The sequence below is a fragment of the Aquimarina sp. U1-2 genome, assembly GCF_017897595.1.
GTDB lineage: Bacteria > Bacteroidota > Bacteroidia > Flavobacteriales > Flavobacteriaceae > Aquimarina.
The window spans coordinates 56773-72864 of the sequence record NZ_JAGKIK010000015.1 but is presented as its reverse complement, the minus strand read 5'-3'; the positions used below and the strand labels follow the sequence as shown (position 1 = coordinate 72864).

At 36.1% G+C, this 16092-nt stretch carries 13 protein-coding genes; 7 read left to right on the top strand and 6 right to left on the bottom strand.

Going from position 1 to position 16092, the window contains the following annotated elements:
* The first annotated feature begins 31 nt into the window (after positions 1-31).
* The 4 genes from J8281_RS16105 (at position 32) to J8281_RS16090 (ending at position 6460) form a co-directional block, all read left to right on the top strand.
* On the top strand, positions 32-601 hold the full coding sequence (locus tag J8281_RS16105; protein ID WP_210198679.1) for an RNA polymerase sigma factor: 570 nt from the start codon (positions 32-34) through the stop codon (positions 599-601).
* Positions 582-1367: a hypothetical protein gene (locus J8281_RS16100; RefSeq protein WP_210198678.1), complete on the top strand. Its 786-nt coding sequence runs from the start codon at positions 582-584 to the stop codon at positions 1365-1367. Before J8281_RS16105 ends, J8281_RS16100 begins: the two co-directional genes overlap by 20 nt.
* A 172-nt stretch (positions 1368-1539) precedes the next feature.
* A complete protein-coding gene (locus J8281_RS16095; RefSeq protein WP_210198677.1) occupies positions 1540-2610 on the top strand; it encodes a hypothetical protein in 1071 nt (356 codons plus the stop codon).
* A 601-nt stretch (positions 2611-3211) separates the two neighbouring features.
* Complete coding sequence (locus J8281_RS16090) at positions 3212-6460, top strand: fibronectin type III domain-containing protein (protein WP_210198676.1); 3249 nt, start codon at positions 3212-3214, stop codon at positions 6458-6460.
* 348 nt (positions 6461-6808) lie between these two features.
* Here J8281_RS16090 and J8281_RS16085 read toward each other — a convergent pair whose 3' ends face one another.
* Both J8281_RS16085 and J8281_RS16080 read right to left on the bottom strand, forming a co-directional pair.
* A complete protein-coding gene (locus tag J8281_RS16085) occupies positions 6809-7447 on the bottom strand; it encodes a hypothetical protein (protein ID WP_210198675.1) in 639 nt (212 codons plus the stop codon).
* A gap of 293 nt (positions 7448-7740) precedes the next feature.
* Positions 7741-8649, bottom strand: coding sequence for a hypothetical protein (locus J8281_RS16080; protein ID WP_210198674.1), 909 nt, complete (start codon positions 8647-8649; stop codon positions 7741-7743).
* 581 nt (positions 8650-9230) lie between these two features.
* On the opposite strand from J8281_RS16080, the gene dnaG reads away from it, so the two are divergent.
* A complete protein-coding gene (dnaG, locus tag J8281_RS16075) occupies positions 9231-11192 on the top strand; it encodes a DNA primase (protein ID WP_210198673.1) in 1962 nt (653 codons plus the stop codon).
* Here the strand turns inward: dnaG and J8281_RS16070 are convergent.
* Entirely contained in the window at positions 11189-11821 is a 633-nt protein-coding gene (locus J8281_RS16070) for a response regulator transcription factor (protein WP_210198672.1), read from the bottom strand. The two genes, dnaG and J8281_RS16070, sit on opposite strands and share 4 nt — an antisense overlap.
* A gap of 138 nt (positions 11822-11959) precedes the next feature.
* Positions 11960-12748: an NAD(+) synthase gene (nadE, locus tag J8281_RS16065; RefSeq protein ID WP_210198671.1), complete on the bottom strand. Its 789-nt coding sequence runs from the start codon at positions 12746-12748 to the stop codon at positions 11960-11962.
* Positions 12749-12955: 207 nt separating this feature from the next.
* Between nadE and gldB the strand changes: the two genes are divergently transcribed.
* Positions 12956-13924, top strand: a complete 969-nt coding sequence (gldB, locus tag J8281_RS16060; protein ID WP_371812627.1) for a gliding motility lipoprotein GldB — start codon at positions 12956-12958, stop codon at positions 13922-13924.
* Entirely contained in the window at positions 13924-14262 is a 339-nt protein-coding gene (gldC, locus tag J8281_RS16055) for a gliding motility protein GldC (RefSeq protein ID WP_210198669.1), read from the top strand. Before gldB ends, gldC begins: the two co-directional genes overlap by 1 nt.
* Positions 14263-14481: 219 nt before the next feature.
* Here the strand turns inward: gldC and yihA are convergent, their stop codons facing one another.
* Positions 14482-15087: a ribosome biogenesis GTP-binding protein YihA/YsxC gene (gene yihA / locus J8281_RS16050; protein ID WP_246849139.1), complete on the bottom strand. Its 606-nt coding sequence runs from the start codon at positions 15085-15087 to the stop codon at positions 14482-14484.
* Between the two features lie 13 nt (positions 15088-15100).
* Positions 15101-15871, bottom strand: coding sequence for an alpha/beta fold hydrolase (locus tag J8281_RS16045; protein WP_210198667.1), 771 nt, complete (start codon positions 15869-15871; stop codon positions 15101-15103).
* Positions 15872-16092: the final 221 nt, after the last annotated feature.

The window sequence follows — 16092 nt, the reverse complement described above, 5'->3', positions numbered from 1 at the left end:
AATAGAAGATCAAGTTATTTAAGTCTTAGTATTGAAGATAATTCAGTTATATAAAAACGAAACTCAGCTCATTAAAAAGGCGATCAAACAGCATAAGGGCGCACAACATCAATTATACCATCAATATTCACCTAAAATGCTTAGCGTTTGTAGACAGTATATAAAAGATATACATTTTGCGGAAGAGGTAATGCTGAATGGTTTTTTTAAAGTATTTACAAATCTTAAAAATTTTAAGTTCGAAGGTAGTTTTGAAGGATGGGTTCGCAGAATTATGGTTAATGAATCTATTTCGTTTTTGAGAAAACAAAAGCAAATAATTTTTACTGAAGAATTACTTAGCTACGAAGAAGAACCCTGGGATGCTATACATATAGAACTCGAAGTAGCTCAAATACAAGAATTAATCGACAGTTTACCTCAAGGATATAAAATGGTGTTTATTCTGTATGCTGTAGAAGGGTACAAACACAACGAGATAGCTCAAACGTTAAAGATTTCTGAAAACACTTCAAAATCACAATTGTTTAAAGCTAGAAAAATGCTACAGCAAAAGTTAAATCAACTCAATACAATTAATCATGGCGCCATTAAGATTTGAAGAAAAAATTAAGGAGAAGCTAGAACAGCGCGCTATACCCCCGTCTGATCACATGTGGGATACATTATCATCTCAACTAGAACATAATAGGGAAAAGGAGCGTAGTGTTAACAATATATGGTGGTATAGTGTAGCTGCCATATTTGTAGGAGCTTTGTTATTTACTGCATTTATGAACACAGAGTTTATGTCAAAAGATAATACTGCACCTATGGTAAATACAACGAAAAATGAAACAATTCCAAGTCGTATAAATAGGATTCAAGACAAAAAAGAAAAGCCAAAAGAAATCTATGAGCATACAAATTTGACTAATAACGATAAAAAAATTAGCGATAACCGTCTCGTAGTTTCATCTGAAAGAAATAAGAAAAAAAACGGCCTTAACAATAGTGATCAAAGTAAATTAGAGACCGATAGTATCGCAAATAAACCACCAACCTCGACTTTATTAGTGCACGATGATAGATTGCCTGTAGACTCTTTAGTGATTACCAATTCTGTAGAAAAAATTCTTGCTCAGCTTGATACGATGGAAGATAATGACATTCAGGTAACCGACGAGGAAATAGATAGTCTATTACGACAAGCGCAACGGGAAATTACCTCGCAAAAAATTATACGATCAAATACGATAAGTGCATCAGCTCTTTTACAGGATGTAGAAGCTGATATAGACGAAACTTTTAAACAACGAGTTTTTGATGCGCTTAAATCTGGTTTTCAAAAAGTAAAAACTGCAGTAGCAGAAAGGGAATATGAATAGTATTCATCAATCAATTTTGAGACTGTCTGAAAAGTTGTGACTCCGAATAAAACAAATGAATTCTTTAACTCTAAGTTACTGATCATTTACAAGGAATTCAGTAATAGTGTTCTAGTAATGACGTGCTTTATTGCTTTTTAGACAGTCTCTTTCATATCAAAATCAAACAATCATGAAAACGTTAATTAAAGTTACCATCTTGGTGACCATGAAACTTATTGGACAATGGGTACAAGCCCAGGATATCGAAAATAGTGCCGAAATACAAAAGTTAGCGCTAGAAAGAGAGAAGATTATCAATACAGAAAAACAAGCATTAAAAAAGGAGGTAGAAGCCATAAATCAACAATTAGACGATAATGAAATTACGCTACAAGAAGCTCAGAGTTTAAAAGAGAAAGCAGCAAAAATTCGAGCGCTTAATATCGAAAATCGCATGGCTATTATCGATAACAAAATTGCATTATTAGAACGAAACGGATTAGATTATCAAAATACCAAAGATTCAAAAATATGGATTGGATTAGGAGCAAAAGACCAAGAAAATGCTGATGTCCTCTTTGGTGTCAAGGTCAATTCTGGTAAAAAACAGAAAATCAAATACGATAGGCGCACAACATCAGGTTTGATGGTAGCCTTTGGATTGAATAACGTATTGGTAGATGATCAATCGCTAGAGGATTCAGACTATAAAATAGCCGGAAGCAGGTTTTTTGAGATTGGATGGTACTGGAAAACCAGAGTATTCAAAAATTCAAATTTTATGAGATTGAAATATGGAGTTTCTTACACATCAAATGGTTTAAAGCCAACAGATAACCGGTTTTTTGTTGAAAATGGAAACCAGACCCGGTTAGTAGAGTTTCCTGTAGAGCTCGATAAATCTAAATTTAGAATGGATAATATTGTAGTTCCTGTTCATTTTGAATTTGGACCTTCTATACGCTCAACTACAAAAGAACGTATACGCTATTCTACAGATCGTAAATTTAAGATAGGATTGGGAGGATACTTAGGAGCAAATATTAGTACGCGTCAAAAACTGAAGTATACAGAAAATGGTGATGATATTAAAGATAAAATCAAAAGGGATTACAATACTAGCGATCTAATTTACGGTATAAGTTCATATATTGGTTTTGGTACTATGACACTTTATGCTAAATACGATGTATCACCTATATTTAAAAATGCAGTAATAGATCAAAATAATATTTCTTTAGGACTACGTTTTGATCTATAACCGTTTACATTAGGTACTCTTCAAATGTCTTCAAACAATTTTAAACGATCAATCTGTTGTAAATAAGGCAAACCATTGATACTATGGTTTACTTAAAAATACATAACATACCTGTTGTGAGTTAAGAAAATTAGTATAAGAAAACTTTGACTTGATGTATTTTGGTTCGAAAACAGCTAAAAGGTATAATAGGTATGTAGTATATGGTTTAAAACAATACTATGAATATCTTCTTATAAAGACTGCTATCTTCCTAATTTATATTTTTCATTTTTTAGTCCTTCATTTTATACAGAATGACTGTAGTTTTTAAGCCATATCTCTAGAATAGTATAACCTTATCAAAAGTATTTTTTTGCTACATAGTTAAGTACAAGTAAAATCCATAATAAGTATACGGTATTAACGTAAGTATTTGGTTATAAGTATTTTATGGTAATTTAATTTTTTATTTTAAGTATAAATACTCTATATTTATTCAGCTTAAACAATGACATTTCTTCATAAACATCAAATCACACAATGCACATACTCTAGTACGACTATAGCTTTGCTTTGGTCGATTAGATTTCACACTAATCCTTAACCAAATTTCACACAAATGAAAACAAAACTCTTTTACACAACACTTTTATTGTTTTGTAGTTTTGGTCTTTTCGCTCAAAAAGGCCCTTTGAAAGCCAGTTCTTATGGTAAAGCTGAATATGTAAGAAAAGTACCCGCATTATCAAAAATGAAAAACATCATTTCTGCAAAAGGAATGATTAAGCATGGTCAAGAAAAACGTCGAGGAAAGAACACGTATGTACCTGGTAAAGGGCTACCTGCTGCCGGACAAAATGATCCTTTAATGCAGTCACAGCAAAAGTCGGTCAAAATTGCTATTGCTACAGAAGTTGCTTCGTTCGACAGTCATGAAGGTTTTAGTACCCCGACAGATCCTACAGGGGCTATTGGCCCCAATCATTATGTCTACGCGTTTAACACGGGATTCGGAATTCGAGACAGAAATGGTAATGTACTACTAGCCGAAGCTTCTCTGGCTACTATTTTCCCCGGAGAAAGTCTTGGTGACCCCATTGTGGTTTATGATAACTTTGCAGAACGATTTATCATAATGCAATTCAGTAATTCTCCTAATGGCTTTTTAATTGCCGTAGGTCAAGGTCCTGATCCGGTTAATGATGGGTGGTTCACATATCGATTCAATACAAGTTCTTTTCCTGATTATGAGAAGCTGTCTATATGGAGTGATGGCTATTACATTACAGCAAACAAAGACCAAAATAATCCTAGCGGTAATGATGTTGTTTTCGCTGTAGAAAGAGATAAAATGTTAATTGGTGATCCAGATGCAGGTTTTGTTGGATTTCCCCTTCCAGGTGCTGAAACTAATGGTTTTTACAGTCCTGGAGGTTCTCATGCTACAGGAACCCTACTTCCACCAGTTGGTGTTGGTCATTCAATACTATACTTGCAAGACGATAGCTGGGCTGGCATCAATCAAGATCACATTAAAGTTTGGACTACAGATGTTGATTGGTCTAATCCTGGGAGTTCTACAATATCACAACCTCAAGAGATTATCACGGCTCCTTTTGATAGTGTGTTTAATAATGGAGGTTTCTCAAACTTGTCCCAACCTTCTGGTCCAGATATAGATGCACTACAAGCCACTATGATGTATATGACCAACTACAGACGTTTTACTACTCATAATTCTATAGTTTTAAATTTTGTAGTTGATCTTACTGGCAACGATGAGCTGGCAGGTATACGATGGTACGAGTTGAGACAAACCACCGATGGTCAACCCTGGACGATCTATCAAGAAGGAACGTATACACAACCCGATGGTCTTAGCGCATTTTGTGGTAGTATGGCAATGGACGCTCAAGGTAATATAGGGCTAGGATACAGTGTTGTAAGCACATCAGTTTTTCCATCGATACGATATACAGGTCGGTTAGCTAGTGATCCTTTGGGTACAATGACACTTGTAGAACAAAAAGCTGTAGATGGAACACAATCCAATCCTTCTTTACGCTATGGGGATTATGCGCATATGACGATAGATCCTCTTGATGATAGTACCTTTTGGCATACGGGAGAGTATTTTGATGCCGGATTTAGAAAAAATCATGTCGTAGCCTTCAAACTAGAACCAGAAACTCCAGATACCGAGCCGCCGTCTGTACCTACCAATCTATCAGCTTCAGAAATAACGCAGTCTTCAGTAGTGCTTAATTGGGATGTATCTACAGATAATATTGGAGTAACCGGCTATCAAGTGTTTCAAGATGGTGTCGTAGTAGATACGATAGCTACGACTACTGCAAATATTGCGGGCTTGATGCCATCTACCTCTTATGATTTTGCAGTTGCTGCGCTAGATGCCGCCGGAAACATTTCCGACGCAAGTGATACAGTTACTGTAACCACCACAGCTCCAGATACTCAAGCGCCATCGATTCCTGCCAACCTTCAAGCAACGAATGTTTCAGCGAATCAAGTAACTCTTAACTGGGATGCATCTACAGATAATGTAGGCGTGGTTGCCTATGAAGTAGTACAAGACAGTACAGTCGTTGATACTGTAGCTACTACTACGGCGACAATCACGGGACTTGTACCGCAAACCACCTATAATTTTGCGATAATTGCTACCGATGCTGCCGGAAATGCATCCGCGGCCAGCGATGCTATTAGTGTAATGACATCCGAGGCAAGTGGATGTGTCGGTGGAATTGCTGAACCGTATAACGAAAGTTTTGAAGCTGGGTTAGGCGAGTGGACTCAAAATACAGATGATGATCTTGATTGGACTAGAAACAATAATGCTACTCCGTCTAACGGTACAGGTCCTGCAAGCGCAGATGATGGGTCATTTTATTTATATCTGGAGGCTTCAGGAAACGGAACCGGATTTCCTGATAAACAAGCCATACTTACCTCACCTTGTTTTGACTTAGGTGCAGCCACTTCAGCTATATTTTCTTTTAAATATCATATGTTTGGAGATGCCAACTTTGGTACATTAGATGTTGAAGCCAGTAACGATGAGGGAGCATCATGGACGAGTATTTGGAATAGAAGCGGAAATCAGGGTAATTCCTGGCAAACTGCTAGCATAGATCTAGAAGCTTATCTAGGAACTGGTGTGCAATTACGTTTTAATAGAGTAACCGGAAGTACCTGGAGAGCCGATGCGGCAATAGATGCAGTTTCGCTTACTAGCGGTACAGATACCGGAGAAGAGTGTGCCGGTAATGAACTCACTTTAAGTATTACCTTTGATAATTATCCACAAGAAACCTCGTGGACAATGGTTGATGAAGGCGGTGTTACAGTCGCCTCTGAAAATTATTCTACTGCAAACGCTAACGGTTCTACAGTGACTGAAACGATTAGTGATTTAACTGACGGAAGTTATACCTTTACGATTTTTGATGAGTTTGGTGACGGAATTTGCTGTCGTTTTGGAAATGGTTCATACACGCTCACGAGTAGTGCAGGTACCATTGTATCTGGTGGAGCGTTTAATGATTCTGAAGCAACTACATTTTGCGTCGAAACTACAGCATCTGTACGATTGGCGACTTATGAACTAACCGATCTGGATAACAATGAAAACCAGTTTAAGTTATTTCCTGTACCTGCCAAAAATACGATAAACATTTCTAAAGGTAAAAAGCCTATTCAGAATGTAGAGATTTTCTCTATGTATGGTCAGCGTGTTTACCAAGGTACAACATATACTATTGATGTAAGTTCGTTGCCAAAAGGTGTTTACTACACGAGAATTACTGCAGATGAAATGATAGTTACAAGAGCATTTAATAAAAAATAATGGCTCTTAACCTGGTTAAGTACCATATAAAAGGAGGCGTTCTAATGTAGATAGCCTCCTTTTATTTTTTGCATTGCCACGATCAGCTAACGGCGATAAATAAGTTTCCATTTTTATGTAAACGTCTGTCTCATTTCCCGCTGTATTCGAAAAGATATTCGGTCGTATAGTACATCTTTTACAGGTTGTAACGAAACACATAGAATCAATAAAATTCTTTCCGTTTTTTGATACTCTTATCCTGGTAATACATATAAGGACAGCGATAGTGATTGTCATTATATAAATCTGAAAACCACTATAGCGTTTGTATTATTAGCTTATGTTCTTACTCAGGGTACCTCGTTTCTACGTTTTTATCGGAATAGTTATTCCTATAGCGGCAGCGCCTAAGACCTGTTCTGCAGAAGGGTGAAAATAGTATACGAATTCGGCTGCGAATCTTCGTGTACGTCCGATTTCTATCCCCACTGTAAAAGGAATGTGTAACAATAAACCGTTTTCTTCTATATTGGTAAGTGGTGTAAAGGTGGTAAATGATCCTATAGAAGCACCAATACCTAATTCAATATAAGGAGCAACCCAGGGGATAGGGGCCAAAACCCGAACTTTACCACCCATCAAAAATGCACTGGCAGTAACCTCATAAGGTAGTTGGGCATCCCTGAAATCGTCATCGTCTTTACTCGTTGTTACAAAACCTGCATAGGGTCTTACTGAAAACCATTCACGTAAACCAAATACATATTCACCCTGGATATAAAATCCTGATCCCGTAATATCAACTTCATCATAAGAATCGCTTATCCCAAGTCCTACAGATGCGTTAATGAATTCTCCTTTTCGGGTTTGTGCTATCACGGTACTAGTGGTCATAAGACCGAATAATACTATGTACGGAATAATTTTTATTATACGCTGTTTATCCATTAGTTTAAATTTTTTACAAGTATACGATATGGCAGTTTCATTTTTTGAAACTGCCATTATAGAACTAAAATATTTTCTTTGTATTGTTTATATTTAATTTTGATTGTCCGTTATTATACCTAAAATTTAATTGAGAAGTCATCCTGAATTCATTTCAGGATCTCATTAAGTTTATTTTTAGTACATTGAGATGAGAAGCTGAAACGAGTTCAGCTTGACGCAAACTGTTTAGATTAAATTACGGATATTCGTTTATTTAATTTAAAATTTAGAGAAAACCAAGCTATTATAAGAACTCACTTTATGTAATGACTTGGTTCGTGTTTTTAATATAAAAAACCTTCTCAAGGTTAACGAAAACGAAAAGGTTTCCAATTTAGATTATCGAAATAAACACTTTGATTACCTCTGTCACCATCATATTGCTCTCCTTTACCACCTCTAAAGTTTTGAAAATAAAACTGCCGAATATTTCGAAAATAGGGATTACTGTTTCCAGACCAGCGCATATCATCTTTCTCCCACACCGTTTGAAAAGTACGTCCAAAATTTGTGCTAATTTCCATTTTACCATAACCATCTGCGCTATTTCCTGATGTATTTGACTGGATACGCAGGCGTATGGTATATCTTTTACGAGCTTCTAACGGAAATCTATGACTGATAAAATCTCTTCCGTTTTCATTTCTCATATCTTGATAATATACATAAGGACAGAGATAATGATTATCATTTTGCAAATCCCAGACCACTCTAAAGCTACCTCCCTGCATGTCACGGATAGCTGCTGTATCACGTCCCGAAACCCCTTTACCAACAACAAATCCAAACCCTACTTTACCACCACCGCTAAACGAGAAATTAGACTGAAAAATAACATCAAATTGAAGCTCGTATCCATCCCTCTCGGGAACATTAATACGACATCGTAACCCATCATCAAATGGGTTAGAATTGTTATCACTTAAATGATGATTTTTGGGCATGGTCACTTTTAATTTCTGACCTTGGATAGCTGTAAAACCGGTATCCCAACCATAAATTTGATTTTTAAAGAGTACTTCGATATCGTTTCTACTAGAAATCTGCTGGGTGGGCACATCAAACGATACATTATTTGTTGCTCTTCTCGCTCGAACTACTTTTGCGTTGATATCGGTGGTAGATAAAATATATTCAGATTGAATGTTGGGTTCCTGGCAGCTAATTAAAAATAAACTCAAAAGGATAATAAGCGAAAGGATGTTAAGGTTTCTCATCTGTTTACAATTTTGTAATTAAATGAAAAATAAGTAATTACAAAATTGTAAACAGATGTAACCACTTCGTTTTCGCACAAACTTACTTTAATCATATCGGTAGGGTATGCTGAAAAAAGTTTATGCTCATTTCATAAGTATACAGTTTGATATTTTAAACTGATTTACATTTTTTTGATTTGCTCAAAAAATGTAAATCAGTCCTTCTTATAAAACGACAAAAGCCTATGAATATTTAATTTGAATATCTATAAATTATCTGATCGCGTGGATTTTCAATCCGAGCCATGCGAAAGTAAATGGATACTATTCAGTAACATCATCATTGAACCCAGATGATATGATGATTATACATTCAAATTATCAAAATTTTGTTTCTAAGCACTCTTTTTTAGAAGCTATATTACAATATTGCATGTAGAACATAGCCTGGTAGCGAGGCTCTTAAGCGCTTTAGCGCTTATCTTTACTCAAAAATGGGCTTAATTTTTCTAGATATTTCAGAATCCCTTACTTTTATACCCACAAGGATTTGATTAATTTCACCTAACACCTAACACCTAACACCTAACACCTAACAAATGATCCATAAATCCACCATAGATGCAGTTTTTGATACCGCTCGGTTAGAAGAGGTGATTGGTGATTTTGTGCAGTTAAAAAAAGCAGGGAGCAATTTTAAGGGATTGAGTCCGTTTAGCGACGAGAAAACTCCGTCATTTATGGTGTCACCGGTGAAGCAAATCTGGAAAGATTTCTCGAGCGGTAAGGGAGGCAACGTAGTGGCTTTTTTGATGGAGCACGAACATTTTACCTATCCCGAGGCCATAAAATACCTAGCCAAAAAATATAATATTGAGATAGAGGAGACCGCCCAAACCGACGAGCAGAAACAACAGGCCGATGATCGCGAAAGTATGTTTCTGGTGAGTGAGTTTGCTAATACGTATTTTCAAAATTCGCTACACAAGACCGAACAAGGTAAGGCTATTGGGTTGTCATATTTTAAAGAACGCGGTTTTACAGAAGAAACGATTAAAAAATTCGGTTTAGGGTACTCACCAGATACTTGGGATGCTTTCACAGCTACAGCTATAAAAAAGGGGTATCAGTTAGAATACCTTGAAAAAACGGGACTTACCATCGTTAAAGAAGAAAAACAGTTTGATCGCTTTAAGGGTCGAGTAATGTTCCCTATCCAGTCTATGTCAGGCAGAGTTCTTGGTTTTGGTGGTAGAATACTAACCAACGAGAAAAAAGCGGCCAAATATCTCAATTCTCCAGAAAGTGATATCTATCATAAAAGTAAAGTGTTGTATGGGATTTACCATGCAAAACAATCTATTGCCAAAGAGGATAACTGTTTTCTTGTAGAAGGGTATACCGATGTGATTCAATTTCATCAAACCGGAGTGCATAATGTGGTTTCTTCTTCGGGTACGGCTTTAACTCCCGATCAGATTCGACTCATAAGCAGGCTTACCAAAAACGTCACCGTTTTATTTGATAGTGATGCTGCCGGGATGAGAGCCTCGATACGTGGAATCGATTTGATTTTGGAGCAGGGAATGAATGTAAAGGTATGCAGCTTTCCAGAAGGCGAGGATCCCGATAGCTTTGCCAAAGAGAACACTTTAGCAGAACTAACTTTATATCTTGAAGAAAATGCACAGGATTTTATTAGTTTTAAAGCATCTTTGCTACAAAAAGAATCTAAAAATGATCCTATAAAAAAAGCAGAACTCATTAGGGATATGGTAACTAGTATTGCTAAGATTCCTGATGTGATAAAGCGAGAAATTTATGTGCGGGAATGTTCAAGAATAATGGATATTTCTGAAGAGGTGCTGTTCAATACTCTCGCACAAATTCGAAGTGCTGACACCAAAGAACAACGCAAACAACAAAAGCAAGAGAAAAAAGCGCTCGAGGTAGTTTCTACAAATACCGTAGCGACTCCAAAAGTAGATGAACAGTACGAGCTGGAACGAAAAATCATAGAGATACTTTTATTGTATGGGCAGCGAGAAGAAGAATTTGAAGACCTCGTTCTCAAAGAAAATGATGAAGGCGAGCTCGTTTTAGAGCCAGAAATTCATACTACCAAAGTTTTTGAGAAAATTTACCTGGATTTGCAAGAAGACGAAATCGAGTTTACCAACGACAGTTTCAAGGATATATATTCAGTCTTAATAGAGAAATTGCAACAGGATGAAGATTTTAAAGTTGATAGTTTTATACATCATATTTCTCCAGAAATTGCCTCTGAAATTACGGCCATTCTAATGAATGAAGAGCGGTACGCGTTGCACCGCTGGCATGATAAAGAAATTCATGTAAAGCAAAAAGAGTATACCATTTCTCAATATGTAAGCGATATTATCCTGAATTTAAGAAGATTCTTGATCGCACAAAAAGTAGAAGAGCTCTCGCAAGACGTAAAAGCGCATCAAACAGATGATCACCAAGAATCTATCCAAGATATTATGGATTATTTGTCTCTTAAAAAAATTTTATCTGAAAAACTAAATAGAGTCGTCTAACTGATATGTAAAAGCCGTGATTGGTGAATTAAATCGGCCAGGTTATCGACTTTTAATTTCTTAAGCAACCTGGTTTTATAAGTACTTACTGTTTTTTCATTTATAGCCAATGTGGTAGCTATGTCCTTGTTTCGTTTACCAGAGGATAATAAATTTAGCACTTCGATCTCTCTTGCAGATAGTTTTTTGTATTTGACCACCATGTTATTTTCACTCGCATTACCGTTAGCCAGCTGTTGGGTTAGGTTGTCATTCAGATAAATACCCCCTCTGGCAACACGTTCGATAGCTTTCTTTAAGGTTTTGGTGGCAACAGTTTTCGACAAATAGGCCGAGGCTCCTGCTTTTATAGCACTTAATGCATACATCTCTTCAGGATGTGAGCTAAAGATGATTACTTTGATGCCGGTAAATTCTTTTTTGATCGTTCTCAAAGCCATAATTCCATTAATTTGAGGTAGATCGAGCTCCATAATAAGTACATCAGGAGTGTTAGCTTTCAAAACATCATACATTTCGTTTCCGTTGCTTACTTTTCCAGTAATCTCAAAATCTTCAGAGTTACGTAACAAAGAAACGATCCCTTTCCTAGTAATTGGGTGATGATCAGCGATTAATACGGTTGTCATTCTTGTTTACGATTGTTAATATTAATTTTATTTTAAACATAAAATCTATTAGGCTAGGGGTAACTTTATCATGAAGCAAAATTACTAAGAACTAACCGTCGTAAACTTTTTTTTATTCAATTCTCGACAAAATGCTGGTTATAATAGATCAACGGGTATTTTACAGACCGGAATCGGGTTCATTTTATGTTGGTTTACGGTATTTAAGCGAGTAAAAATTGTAAATACCTTCTGTTGTCTTCCTACAAAATCATTACTATTCTTACCTTTATCTTTCATTTTCATAGCCCATTCCAATTCATCATAACTCGCACCAATTTGATCTTCGTCACTTCTATTATCCCCAAACAATCCATCGGTAGGTGCTGCTATTTGTATAGCGTGGGGTACCTCTAATGCTTTGCCCAGGGCATACACCTCACTTTTCATTAGATCGGCTATCGGACTAACATCGACCCCGCCATCGCCGTATTTGGTATAAAACCCAACGCCAAAATCTTCTACTTTGTTCCCGGTTCCTGCGACGAGATATTTATGTAATCCTGCAAAGTAATAAAGCGTAGTCATTCTTAATCGCGCGCGGGTATTGGCTAATGATAAATCTAACTGTTCACTGGTCGGAGTTTTAGGTACAACCAATTTAAGTTCTTCAAAAACTGGAGTAAGGTCAACCCGAACATCGGTTACATTAGCATATCTTCTTTTTAGTTGAGTGATATGTTCTTGGGCTCTGGTCACTTGGCTAGGAGCTTGGTGAATCGGCATTTCTACACAAAGGGTTCGTAAACCGGTATTAGCACATAGCGAAGAAGTAACTGCACTATCGATTCCGCCACTAACACCTACCACAAAACCTTCTATATTGGCTTTAATTGCATAGTTTTTTAACCAATTCGTGATATGATCAATTACTTTTTTAACTTGCATAGTCGCTTTTTTTATAATTTCTGTTGAAGTACATGGTGCTATTCTCTAGCTGTGTGTGAAATAAAGAAATTTAGAAATACCATTTCAAATTTCGTATTTCAAATTTTGTATCTCGTATTTCCCGTATCTTTGCGATCATAAAATTACTAAAAAAAGATGGCGTTCTATAATTCTAAATGTTATTTGAATATAAACCGAAATTTGGCAGTGAATTGTAAGAAATTAGTAGTATATGTACTATTTTTTTGTTTTTTACTTTCTTGTAAAAATAAAAGCGAACGTGAAGAAGCGATTGCCCAAATTCCCGTAACCATCGAAATTGAACGTTTTGATCGCTCCTTTGCCGGGTTGACCAAAGATAATCTTGCCGATCTCAAATTAAAGTATCCTTTTTTGTTTGCAAAGCAATATGCAGATAGTATTTGGTTGAACAGATCCAAAGATACCATTCAGATAGAATTGAATAAAGAAGTAGAAAAAGCGTTTCCTGATCTTTCTCGAGAAAAAGAACAATTGCTGTCGCTATTTCAGCATATTACATACTACTTTCCCGAAATTTCGACACCAAAAGTAGTCACCATCACCTCTGATGTAGATTACAGAAACAGCGTAGTGATTGCAAAGGGGCTACTTATTATTTCTTTAGATGTTTACCTAGGAGAAGATCATCATTTCTACGAAAGTATTCAAAAATACCTGAGACAAAATTTTAAAAGAGAGCAAATCCTACCCAATGTGGCAGCAGCTTATGCCAAAAATTTGGTAGGTCCTATACGAGAACGAACATTTTTAGGGAATCTCATTTCTTTTGGTAAAGAGTTGTATCTCACAGATAAATTTTTACCAGATTATAGTGATGCTCAAAAAATAGGATATTCAGATGAGCAATATGCCTGGGCACAGGCCAATGAAGAAGAGATTTGGAGATATTTTATCGACAAACAATTGCTATATAGTACCGAAAGTGATCTTTTATCCCGGTTTTTGTATCCTGCACCGTTTTCTAAATTCTATTTACAAGAAATCGATAAAGAAGCACCAGATAGAATAGGTCAATTTATAGGTTGGCAAATTGTAGCTGCATATATGAAAAATAACAACGTATCTTTGCGGCAATTGGTATTGGCAGATGCCGAAACCATTTTTAATAGATCAAAATATAAACCTGCAAGATAATGGCAATAGAACATACTTCTGAAATAAAAATTGATATAGCATTGGATGAAAACCGTATTCCTGAAAAATTACGATGGACGGCAGAAGACGGGGGGGTAGAACATGAAGAAACAAAAGCTATGCTTTTATCAGTCTGGGATCATAAAAATAAAGAAAGTTTGCGCATTGATCTATGGACTAAAGATATGCCTGTAGACGAAATGAAAATCTTTTTTCATCAAACGCTTGTTGCTATGAGTGATACCTTCTATCGTGCTACACAGGATGAAAAAATGTCGGCAACCATGAAAGATTTTTGTGATTATTTTGCAGAAAAACTAGAGCTTAAGCAACAATAACACCAAGTGTTTTCTATGAAGATTTGTGTTAATATGCATTGATTTAGCAATATATAAAACGGTTTGAAGGAAAGCAGACTGAGGTCTCCCCTTGAGGGGAGATACAGAGGAGTGTAACTCACCATTTATTCTCAAAAGAATGAAAAATATAATCTAGGACTCAAATGAGTACTCCTTTTAAGTAAGTAAATCTCTTATTGCCACATCTACATTAAAGATTCAAGAAATTTTTAATTGAGAATTAATGCTATCGATATAGGCAAGGACTTCATCTTTTCCCAATCCAGAAGACGATGAGGTAATAAAATATTGCGGCATTTCTGACCAGTACTTAAGCATCTCATTAATATATGTATTAATTTGAGTGGGTAATTTGGTCTTTGTGAGTTTATCCGCTTTGGTAAAAATGATACAAAACGGAATTTGATGTTCACCCAGCCATTGCATGAATTCAAGATCGATTTTTTGAGGTTCATGTCTACAGTCTACCAAAACAAATGCACAAACTAGTTGTGTGCGCTTAGAAAAATAGGTGGTGATGAACTTCTGAAATACTTTTTTTGCAGATTTTGATACTCTGGCATAACCGTACCCTGGTAAATCTACCAAAAACCAGGTTTTGTTGATAATGAAGTGATTAATCAATTGCGTTTTACCAGGTCGCCCCGAAGTTTTTGCCAAACTTTTTTTGTTGGTAAGCATATTGATTAATGAAGATTTGCCCACATTAGACCTGCCTATAAAAGCATATTCTGGCAACTTATCTTTTGGGCATTTAGAGACATCGCTGTTACTCATCACAAATTCAGCGCTACTGATTTTCATAGTACGATAGTATTTAGAAATTTCGTTCTTGTAACCAGTTGTGCAATAGCGCATTGAACTTTTCAGGATGCTCCATCATGGCGGCGTGCCCGCATTGATCAATCCAGTACAAATTTGAATCAGGTAATAATCGATCAAAATCGTCGGCAACTTCGGGTGGTGTTACATTGTCATCTTTACCCCAAATAATACAGGTTGGCGTATGCATTTTAGGAAGATCTTTTGCCATATTATGTCGTATGGCACTTTTTGCAATAGCCAAGGTTCTAATAAGTTTATTACGGTCATTAACTGTAGCATATACCTCATCAACGATCTCTTTGGTAGCAATAGCGGGGTCATAAAATACATTTTCAGCTTTTGCTTTTATATATTCATAGTCACCACGCTTAGGATAGCTTTCTCCCATAGCACTTTCATATAATCCCGAGCTGCCAGTAATAACGAGACCCTTAACCTTTTCAGGATACATTTTGGTGCATAACAACGCAATATGACCACCCAGAGAATTTCCAAGAAGAATAACCTCTTTATCACCATACCCCATTTGCTCGATAAAATCTTTGAGATATCTGGCATAGGTGCTCACCTTTGTTTTTATCAGCGGTAAAGTATATACGGGAAGTTCAGGAATAAGTACTTTATACCCATGTTCTGGAAAATACGAGGCTACACCTTCAAAGTTGCTTAGACCACCCATCAGTCCGTGTAAAATGATGATTGGTGTGCCTTCTCCAACGTTTAGATACCTAAATTTTCCGTCTTTTTGTAATTCGTGCCTCATTAATACTTCTTACAAGAATTAAAAGCAAATATAGCATTTTCATAATTAGTTTAAAGATTTTTTATCAATACTACAGCATGAATTTTAAGAATTCATTTTCATACCTAAAACAGGTTTTCTAAACTATCAAATTCGAAATTTTATGAGCTTCGAGCTAGCGCATTGAAAGACAAATTTTTAAAATTTTTGATGCCAATACGTGGTGTTTCCAGACCACAACT